Annotated in this window: 12 protein-coding genes; 1 reads left to right on the top strand and 11 read right to left on the bottom strand. The window is 50.2% G+C overall.

The features are described from left to right. The 5 genes from KDK14_RS15590 to cas2 (KDK14_RS15570) form a co-directional block, all read right to left on the bottom strand. The coding region (locus KDK14_RS15590) for a CRISPR-associated endonuclease Cas1 (protein WP_257266096.1) at positions 1-327 on the bottom strand (327 nt) is incomplete at its 3' end. Positions 328-539: 212 nt separating this feature from the next. Further along, positions 540-839, bottom strand: coding sequence for a CRISPR-associated endonuclease Cas2 (gene cas2, locus KDK14_RS15585; protein WP_257266095.1), 300 nt, complete (start codon positions 837-839; stop codon positions 540-542). Continuing rightward, positions 815-1,585, bottom strand: coding sequence for a CRISPR-associated endonuclease Cas1 (gene cas1 / locus KDK14_RS15580; RefSeq protein WP_257266094.1), 771 nt, complete (start codon positions 1,583-1,585; stop codon positions 815-817). The genes cas2 (KDK14_RS15585) and cas1 overlap by 25 nt, the downstream gene beginning before the upstream one ends. Further along, positions 1,506-1,802, bottom strand: a complete 297-nt coding sequence (locus tag KDK14_RS15575; RefSeq protein ID WP_257266093.1) for a CRISPR-associated endonuclease Cas1 — start codon at positions 1,800-1,802, stop codon at positions 1,506-1,508. Before KDK14_RS15575 ends, cas1 begins: the two co-directional genes overlap by 80 nt. A gap of 85 nt (positions 1,803-1,887) precedes the next feature. Then, entirely contained in the window at positions 1,888-2,166 is a 279-nt protein-coding gene (gene cas2 / locus KDK14_RS15570) for a CRISPR-associated endonuclease Cas2 (RefSeq protein ID WP_257266092.1), read from the bottom strand. A 206-nt stretch (positions 2,167-2,372) separates the two neighbouring features. Here cas2 (KDK14_RS15570) and KDK14_RS15565 point away from each other — a divergent pair, with 206 nt between their 5' ends. Next, positions 2,373-3,374 (top strand): hypothetical protein, encoded by a 1,002-nt coding sequence (locus tag KDK14_RS15565; RefSeq protein ID WP_257266091.1) that lies wholly within the window; start codon positions 2,373-2,375, stop codon positions 3,372-3,374. A gap of 156 nt (positions 3,375-3,530) precedes the next feature. Here KDK14_RS15565 and KDK14_RS15560 read toward each other — a convergent pair whose 3' ends face one another. From KDK14_RS15560 to cmr5, 6 genes are all read right to left on the bottom strand, one after another. Next, entirely contained in the window at positions 3,531-3,890 is a 360-nt protein-coding gene (locus tag KDK14_RS15560) for a hypothetical protein (RefSeq protein ID WP_257266090.1), read from the bottom strand. A gap of 20 nt (positions 3,891-3,910) precedes the next feature. Then, the gene (locus tag KDK14_RS15555) at positions 3,911-4,273 is read right to left on the bottom strand and encodes a winged helix-turn-helix domain-containing protein (protein WP_257266089.1); all 363 of its coding nucleotides are present in this window, start codon (positions 4,271-4,273) and stop codon (positions 3,911-3,913) included. A 626-nt stretch (positions 4,274-4,899) separates the two neighbouring features. Next, positions 4,900-6,150 carry a Card1-like endonuclease domain-containing protein gene (locus KDK14_RS15550; protein WP_257266088.1) on the bottom strand — a complete coding sequence of 417 codons (1,251 nt, stop codon included), beginning with the start codon at positions 6,148-6,150 and terminating at the stop codon, positions 4,900-4,902. After that, positions 6,150-7,082 carry a CRISPR system precrRNA processing endoribonuclease RAMP protein Cas6 gene (gene cas6 / locus KDK14_RS15545; protein ID WP_257266087.1) on the bottom strand — a complete coding sequence of 311 codons (933 nt, stop codon included), beginning with the start codon at positions 7,080-7,082 and terminating at the stop codon, positions 6,150-6,152. Before cas6 ends, KDK14_RS15550 begins: the two co-directional genes overlap by 1 nt. Continuing rightward, on the bottom strand, positions 7,079-8,230 hold the full coding sequence (gene cmr6 / locus KDK14_RS15540; protein WP_257266086.1) for a type III-B CRISPR module RAMP protein Cmr6: 1,152 nt from the start codon (positions 8,228-8,230) through the stop codon (positions 7,079-7,081). The genes cas6 and cmr6 overlap by 4 nt, the downstream gene beginning before the upstream one ends. Further along, positions 8,230-8,646, bottom strand: a complete 417-nt coding sequence (gene cmr5, locus KDK14_RS15535; RefSeq protein WP_257266085.1) for a type III-B CRISPR module-associated protein Cmr5 — start codon at positions 8,644-8,646, stop codon at positions 8,230-8,232. The genes cmr6 and cmr5 overlap by 1 nt, the downstream gene beginning before the upstream one ends. Between the last annotated feature and the right edge of the window lie 59 nt (positions 8,647-8,705).

Genomic DNA, 8,705 nt, shown 5'->3' with positions numbered 1-8,705 from the left:
ATAGACTGCCCTACTGCGGTGGCAGCAAATTGGTCTAAAAATTTCCGACTTTTTAGACCAATTTGCTGCCATCCTCGCTACGGGCGCTATTCTCGGACAGCCTCCTAGTGAGCGAGGACTGTAAAAACTCATATGAATCCCCTTGCTGGACAACAAGTGCAATACCGCAGAGTCCAGCTCTATACAGGCAGTCACTACCACCTGTTTTAATCGCTGAAGACAAATCGATGATGGTTGTTTGCCACTCTGGTCAGGGTAGTGAATAACCAGGCGTCCGTGCTCAGCAGAGAGACGAATGCCTTTTTGATTGATCACCAGGTTTTCCAACTTTACTCCGCCTCCGGCGGTTCAGCATCGCCATAAAACTCCTCCCAGTCTGCAGCATCCATATCGTCGAAATCATCTGCCCAATCCTGCTGTTCATCATCCATTGGCTTACCTCGTTTTACCGGCTATTTAAAGTATTCTGCTCTCTCTTAATCAGGCTATATCAGCACCAGATCGTTGGCTTGCAAGACAAGCTTGCCTGCGGACCTCAATTACCAATCACAAATATCCGGAGCCGGACCAAAATCAATACCCTCCGGCAACAATGGACGACCATACCAGTTTATTGACTGCCCGGCCTGCAATGGAAAAATACGAATATCATCAACCGTCTCATCCATAAGCTGTTGCAGTTGTGCCACTATTTCATCCAGCTCACGCCGAGTCAGCCGGGCGTAGAACACGGACTTCTGCAGCGCCAGTGCTTCCTGCCGCAAAAACCGGTGTATTTTTGCCAGCCGTGCCGACTGCCGAATGTCATAACAAATCAACCATTGTTGTTCGTGGGCCATCGGGGCTCCCATTGATTCAGCTGATCACGAAATACACGACAACATTTTAACAATAGTCGTTTCCACGGGCTGCGCTGCCGTTCAAACAGCAGCTGATAACGCTTTAATGCTGATGCAGATAAGTAACAGCTATTACCACTGTTTGATGACGTCTGTACGGAAAAATCACGGGATCTGAACACCTGCTGGTTAAATAACTGCAAAACCCACAGTTCGGCTGTGGGGTGCAGCGGCTCCATCAGGTCACAGGCCAGTGACTGCCGGTTGGCAGCACATTCATGAAAAAAACCGATGGCTGGATCCAGCCCAACCATCAGGCAGGCTTCCCAGGCCAGCAGGTAGATCTGGGTGTAGGTCAGTGACAACAGGGCATTTACCGGGTCTGGTGGTGGCTGTCGTTGACGACTGGTAAACCCAAGGCTGGCTGGCATCAAATAGCGTAAAGCATCAAACCAGGCTTGCTGTGCTTTCCCTTCAAGTCCCCGAAGTGTACCCACATCGCCGGCATCCAGTAATTCCTTGCGGCATTTGGCAATAGTTCCCAGCACCCGGGTCAGGAGTCGTCGATGATCGGAACGGCGTATATGGCAACGCAACACCTGCTTGTACAGATACTGCAGTTTGATCTGCAACCCCCGGCGCACCCAGTGAATACGTTGTTGCGTATCACCACTCAGAATGAGCTGCTTCAGCCTGAGGTTTGCCAGTACCGAACCCGGCGGGATAATGGCAAAGCTTCTGCGCAACTGGTGACTGTTGACTGTTGATATAAATCAGCGCAATCCCCAGCTCGCCTGCCGTACTGATTAACCGGCTGGGCAAGCTGACAGAATGAAGAAAAACCAGGGTTTCCAGCCACCGCAGGGGGATTGTCTGCAAGGGTGCCTGCTCACGGCGAATCACCAGCGCAGCACCCTGACATTCAAGTGCCTCAATCCGTTCGCTGATAATCAGATGTCGCATATACCTTCGCTCCCCCTGCCAGTCCAATGGCACAGCTGCCAAAAAGCATCAGACAAAACATCCGCAAAAGAAACCATAAGACGGTTCAGCCAATCACCATCAGCGATTCAAACAGCGGGGATTCACCCTGACCTAACCGTATCACCTGCCGGGCCTGACTGATTGGAAAACAGAACAGGGAATCACTCTCTTCTATTAACGGCGCCAGTTGCCAAAACAGCTCGGCTTGCTCACGGGCATTCAGCCAGCACTCAAATACGGATTTTTGCCGCCCCTCACTGATTTTACGCAGCACATACAACGCCCGGTTACGATTCCGGTTGCTGGAAATGTCATAACACACCACCCAGGGCTGCTGGCTCATAATTCCCCTTTATTCTTCTGGTTTTGATGGCGTTTCAATAACTGCTTTAGCTTCCGAACCGCCCATGAAATAGCTGTATACCGGATAAGCATATGCAGCCAGCCAAGTAGTCACAGGGCAGGCAAGCTTGCTTAAAGCCAGTTGAGGTATAGGGCTGTTTATGCTGACAGCATGATTCAGCTTTCCTTGCTGGGAGCACCCGGCCATTGCGTAAAACCCTGATAGGTCAACCTGATGGCAACCAGAAGGTTGTCCCTTATCCGCTGGTGCGCTGGTTTAACCGTTTGCAATCACCTGAACTGTTCTCCACAAACGACCTGGGGAATTATTTGAGCTGGCTTGAATATCAACCTCAGCTGGCAATGATTCAGGGACAAGCATTGCCGGTTCTGCCCGGGCAATCACTGGTACGCAGGCTTGCCTATGACCAGCCAGATCATCCGGCCACCTACCGGGAAGCGCCAGTTTCTCTGCTTATTCTGGATATTGACGGCCTACCCCTGAGACAGAATCACGATATCCGTCATCCTGTAACTATGATTCATGAGGCGCTGGCAATTCTTGGGGCAGGGTTTACACAAACCCATTGCTACTGGCAGCTCACCGCCAGCCAGCATCCGAGCGCAGATCGATTGTACGCTCGTCTTTATTTTCTGTTGGATCAACCCCTCAGCCTCACAGCCATTAAACGCTGGGCTAATACCCGCAGGCAGGATGCCTGTGTTGACCCGGCAATCTACAGCCCGGTGCAAATGATCTACACCGCAAGGCCCGGTTTTATTGATATGGATGACCCCATTCCCTGGCGCAGCGGCCTGCTGTATGGACAGAGAGAGCAATTGCCAGCAACATTACTGAGGGTAAAGTTACCCGAGCGTTCCCGGGGCAAAATACAGCCGACAAAGATGGTCAGCGATGTACCTTTTCTTGCATCCCATTTCGGTGAGCGCTGGATATCACGTATTGGTTCAGAAGGCTTTTATCCGATGATCCGGGGGCTGATCGCCTGTGCAGCCTGGTACAGCGGCTACCAGACCGACTGGGAAAGCCTGAAACAGGCAATACGACAAAAAGTTTCCTTCTGTGATCCAGATGGGCGAAGTGCTGGGTATCTCAAAACCATCACTTCCAATGCATCCCTTGATTCATTGATTCAGGGAGCAGTGCGGAAGTTTGCCCGCCAGGGGATGGCAAAGATCAAGCCTTAACCCTCTTAAAAGCAGGTAGGTTCTGAAGATAAACCGCCGTCGTGTAACCAGTTTTAACGTTGGCACTTTTCAAGCATATAATGCCCGATAGTTTAGACATCAGGTCATTCATTCACGAAACCCCGGGCATAAAGTTTGCTGTAGCTTTTTTATGGGCTAAAGCAGGTTGATGAACTCATTCTCAACAATGCCCTCAATATCATCCATTTCAGTCACTCCAACCTCCTTTGCCTTTGCGTATGTATTGTTGCACAGCGTGGTTATGAGACGGTAAGCGGAAGCCGATTCGCTCTGCTTGCGAATAAACGCGGAGAATTCAGATGGTGTCCTGTTTTGATTGAGCATCAGGCATAGTGCATTTTGAGTGTTCATTGAGACATTAACCATGTCAATATCAAGCGTCTGGTATCGGTTCCCGGTGTATATCTCAACGGCCAGACCACCGACCACAACACACTCTATTCCGGCTTCAGCCAGGTGGCATGCAAACCTGGTTGCGACAGATACAATGCTCAATCCAGTGAAATCTGATTTTTTCAACCGGTTTGCCTCTTTCTTGAGTACTCAGTTGGTTTGGTAGATTTTCTCGGCCGGGATCTATTCATAACCAATTTACTTCTCAGTTGCTCAGGGTACGCTTTCAAGACCGCCTTGAGCAGTTCTTTCAAGGGGGCAATAAAAGCGTAACGAGGGCTGAATTCAAAACACAGCGTCTTGCCTATTCGTTTTGACACCAGAATCCCCGCATCTTCCAGCTTTATCAGCTGCTTCTGTACCTGACTGACAGACAGATCAAAGAATTCGGCTATTTCCCTTCCATAGCCTCGCTCTCTGACCAGGATAAAAAGCAATACGCTTTCCTGACTTTTCCCCGATAATATTCCGTTTAGCATGAACATAGCTGAACCCCTTAGCGATATACGCCAGTTATTATGACCTCTTTTATGGGTTGTATGACCTTTATAATAGTATATATAACCTATATTGTAGGTCTTTTTGTTAATGGCAGCCCTGCCTTAGGCCCTGTGAGATTGCCCGATGATAGCCTTTATGGATCAGGTGTGGATGAAGAGGGCTGGACAGCTTGATTGATAATTATTAATCCCCTTACAAGCTGTCTCTTTATCACAAGTCTTGTAATCCTTGGTAGTCAAGGGTCACAGGATGATTTTCATTTGTCGTCTATATTTTTAGGCAAATATTAAACCTCAGTGTTTTCAAGGGCTACAGAGCAAGAAAATACCTAGAAAATGATAATTCTGACTATCCCGGGTATTTGTGACTAAGAGACAGCCTTACAAGCGGGGAGGTTCTGAAACAAACGGCAGGTCGACGCTGGGCGCAGGGCTTTAGTCTTAATCCCCTTAAAAGCGGGGAGGTTCTGAAACTCCACAGCCAGAATAATACGTTATTTTCAACAGGTTACAAAGCCCCTTAGCCAGAAGGGGTATTCGTCCATTTTTTTCATTGTCAAAGAGCAGTAAAAATCATAAATCGCCAATAAGAAATGCCTGTCACTTTCAGGCTAATCAGGAATTGTCAGGCGCCCTGCGTTCATCCAGTTCAAAAGCACCTCCCTCAGCTTCTTAACCCCCTGGTATTGCAATACATCAATATCGTAACTCCTGGCCCGGGCACTGACTTTTACTTTCTGTCCGTTTTTCCGTTGATGGTCTACTGGAGCGGCACTCACTAACAGTCGCTCACAGTATAAACCACCGGCATGGTTTGCCAGGCTGTCCAGCTTATAAATCACCTCGGAGTCCCGTTGCTCTTTCTGGATCTGCCCGGTTTTGCACTCCACCAGCAAAAGGCGATTATTATGAACCATAACCATATCCAGTTCGTTACGAACCCCGTCTTTTCGCTGCTGGGCATCGGTGATATCCATGCCCGCAGCAATATGCTCAGCCCCGGTATCCCTGGCGATATGCCAGGCATATTCCTCCAACCATCGTCCTCCCAGGTATTGCGCCGCTTCAGCGGAAGGAAACTGGATTTTATGAGCATCATCCGCAGTCCAGGCAATGATACCCTCATCAGTAAGGCGGCGAAGCACTTGATGATCCCGTAAGCTTACGTAATTCAGCTGCTGATAGTCTTTGGGCGAGCGTAGTTGCTGATTTTGATCCAGTACATCACTGTGGATAATTCCGTTAATCTGAGGCAGGAAGCCTGACCCGTCATTTTTAATCAGGCGGTCAATATGCTCCACCAGCCACTTCGTCAGGGCTTTTCTGCGCAGAGCATTGGCACACCACTGCTCATCATCACTGTCGGTCTTTCTTGCCAGGTAACCCTGGGATGCCAGGTAGGAAGGGATATTGAATACCGCCGATATAGGCTCCGCTGGCTGGTCCTTCGGCTCAATCACTTCCAGTATGTCATGGTCAGTATCGGTGTAAATAATCTCAATATTGTCATCACGGAACACATCCACAAAGGCCAGGGCCATTAATTTGTTCCCGCCAGTGGCATTGAGGATTAGCCGATATTCCGGCCACGATTCTTCCAGGGCACCCCGCAGGTTCAGGGCATATTCTGCCAGTCGGTTGATACCGCTATCGGGCAGCCCGTCATGAATTTCCAGCTGTTCAGGCTGATAATTGGCGTAGCTATTCAGCCAACATTTAAGTTCGTTTGCCTGTCGTGCCATTTTATCCGACTGAATGATAACCACCCGATCAGGCCTGCGGACAACTACTGGTAAAAGATTGGCGGCACTCTGAGCCGAAGCAATACATACCATTAGAGTTAATGGGTTTGATTTGTTCATTATTCGATGTCCCTTGAATCCGATGAAGAGTTCAGACAATACTGCCCCAACCCCATCACACTGTTTTTGCCCAGATGCAGGTATTGGCCAAGCACCAGCCAGCTATACAACTCCCGAGGTACCCCCTGTAAATGGATTTCCCCCAGATAGCCGGTCAACCTCATGGATTGCTTTTGTCTGGATGAGTAACGACTGAGTGCAACCGGTTGTAACACAGCCTTAAGATTGACCGATGCGAACCAATTCTGAAATTGCAGCCAATCCGGTACAGACTGATGGAGGTAGGACTGGTTGGCCTGATGTATTCTTCTTAACAGGGCCTTGGCCAGGGCATCGGCGGTTAATGTTTCACGGGGCAGTAGCTTTCCTGCCGACATCAACCGCATGGGGGTCTCAAGGCGGAGTTTCAGCTTATCCCCAGCGCTATCATCGGCATCGGCTAGCACCAGTTCTGGCTGATGAGGAAGAAAGAGACCCGCTGTGCTGTCATAAATCGTTTTCCAGCTTCCGTCATATAACTGGATCGCAACAGAATTGAGCCGCCCGGTCTTCCGTGAATGGCCAATACCCTGCTCAAAAACCCGTCGCCAGACGTCGGTAATTAATGGCAGATAATCCAGTGCCGGGCCGAACAGAACCATGGAAAATTCCAGATAATCCTGCTGCGGTATTTTATCAATTAACGGAAAACGGAATATTAGCGGAGGCGCTGCATCAGTAAACCGGGCTCCGGGTTGATTTACCGGTGCAAACAACAACCGGTAGGCACACTGTTCCGGGCAAGGTTTATCCAGACCATGCCCGGAACAGACCAGGCGTTTCAAAGTACTGCCAAAGACACTGCGCAGCAGAGAGCTGGCAAAACGCGGCAACGAAAGATCACTGTCCATCTGCACCCGGAATTGATAAACCGCCAATGGCCAGCAACTCATATTGCCTGCTCCTGAAGCCTGCGGATTTTCTGCATCAACTCCTTTCCTTTGCCTTTTTTGGGGGCCGGGCCGTGATGGTTCAATATATCCAGTGCCAGCTGGCACAGCTCTTCAAGTTCAGCTTTTGACCACTGTTCAGTAGCAGCCTGGTCGACCATCAGGTTCAGTTGCCTTTTACAGTCACCCCCCGCATTTTTATTACCATTACGTCTGTCTGCTTCCAGTTGCTGGCGTACCTGATACATCGCCCGCTCAGCAGGAGAAAGGGAAGCTTCAAACGCCTGTTGCTGCTGTTGTTCCTGTTGCGATTGCAAACGCTGGGCAAAGATTGCCTCCTGCTTTCCATCCCGCTGCATGGAACCATAGCCTGCGGCTGTTTTTGCCCCGGCTCCCAGCTCTTCCAGGGCATTCCCCAAAAACTTCATAACATCATCGATGCCATCATTCATAGCCCCGGTCCTTGGTGAAACCGCAAAAAGGAAGGATGCCCGGGTTGTTACCAGGAATGGCACCGGTATCGGGTTATGCCAGTCAGCGGGAATGGTATCTGGGCTATTGGCCGGACTGCCCTCACCGCCTTTTTCATACCATTTACCCATGTGAGGGGTCATGATATCGGCCCTAACACGGGTTGCCCCCACCGGAATGGCGTCATGAAAAATCAGGTCTCCAGCCTGGTTTTCATGCTGTTGCTCTTCCGGTTTTTTCCCTTTACTGCCAAACCACTGGTGTAACAGTTCCTGCCGCTGGGTACCGGGTTCCAGATTCTGCTCCAACCAGCTGCGCAGCAGGCCTTTCACCGCCGAACCCGGCAGGTATGGAGTACCCAGCGTCGGATGCCAGAGAAAACCATTCTCTACCGGATGCTCATTACCCATGCCGGTAACAAAGTGCCAGTCGAGGGAAAATATCTGAAACTGCCCGCCGAGACTGTTGATCAGCTTAATCTGACGGGAGGCAAATCTTTCTATTTCCGGATCACTGCCTGCCGCACCAGATACCTGTGTAATGGCCTGTTCTTTATCGCCATCCCCAACTTCTTTAAAAGTGGGATCGCTGTAATTAAAAAAGCGTTCAAACCAGAGGCCCTTATGAAAACCGGCTGCCGGTTTTGGAGGTTCAGCACCTTTATAGAGTGGCCGCGGCATCAGTCACCTCCCCGGATTTCAGCGCGGGCAAACTGTTTTACCCAGACCATCAGGGCCTGTACTTCAGCCTGGGCCTGACGGTAGACCTGCATATCAGAAGACATAATGCCTTCCAGTACATCCTGATTCGGGAAGCAGCCCTCCGGCCGGGCAAGCCAGTCACTGACCAGCTGGTAAAGATGCCGCCAGGCCCTGCCTTCTGCCGTTGTCCCGGACTTGCTGCGGGCAAAGGCCAGTGCCTGCCCGAGACCATTCATCTGAACCTTGGCCGGAAAGCTGTTGGCGTAAGCTTTGAATCGTTCCGGTGCCTTATCATCCGGCGTATTGCCAGTGACCATTGCCCTCACCCACTGATAACTGAAGGCAGCCCTTTGTTGCTGGATGGTCTGTAGTGTGTGCATATCTGTAGCAGCCATAGTGGTTCCTGATTACCACTGATCGTACGTCATGAATCAGCTGCTATAATAAACGTCGA

Source organism: Endozoicomonas sp. ONNA2, from assembly GCF_024606365.1.
GTDB lineage: Bacteria > Pseudomonadota > Gammaproteobacteria > Pseudomonadales > Endozoicomonadaceae > Endozoicomonas.
This window is presented reverse-complemented; position numbering and strand designations above follow the sequence as displayed.

Bases quoted from the DNA above. Each gene is read 5' to 3' on its own strand.
- KDK14_RS15575 (WP_257266093.1), bottom strand. From the start codon at position 1,802: ATGCGACATCTGATTATCAGCGAACGGATTGAGGCACTTGAATGTCAG.
- cmr6 (WP_257266086.1), bottom strand. From the start codon at position 8,230: ATGCCGCGGCCACTCTATAAAGGTGCTGAACCTCCAAAACCGGCAGCC.
- cas2 (WP_257266095.1), bottom strand. From the start codon at position 839: ATGGCCCACGAACAACAATGGTTGATTTGTTATGACATTCGGCAGTCG.
- KDK14_RS15555 (WP_257266089.1), bottom strand. From the start codon at position 4,273: ATGTTCATGCTAAACGGAATATTATCGGGGAAAAGTCAGGAAAGCGTA.
- cas6 (WP_257266087.1), bottom strand. From the start codon at position 7,082: ATGAGTTGCTGGCCATTGGCGGTTTATCAATTCCGGGTGCAGATGGAC.
- KDK14_RS15550 (WP_257266088.1), bottom strand. From the start codon at position 6,150: ATGAACAAATCAAACCCATTAACTCTAATGGTATGTATTGCTTCGGCT.
- cmr5 (WP_257266085.1), bottom strand. From the start codon at position 8,646: ATGGCTGCTACAGATATGCACACACTACAGACCATCCAGCAACAAAGG.
- cas2 (WP_257266092.1), bottom strand. From the start codon at position 2,166: ATGAGCCAGCAGCCCTGGGTGGTGTGTTATGACATTTCCAGCAACCGG.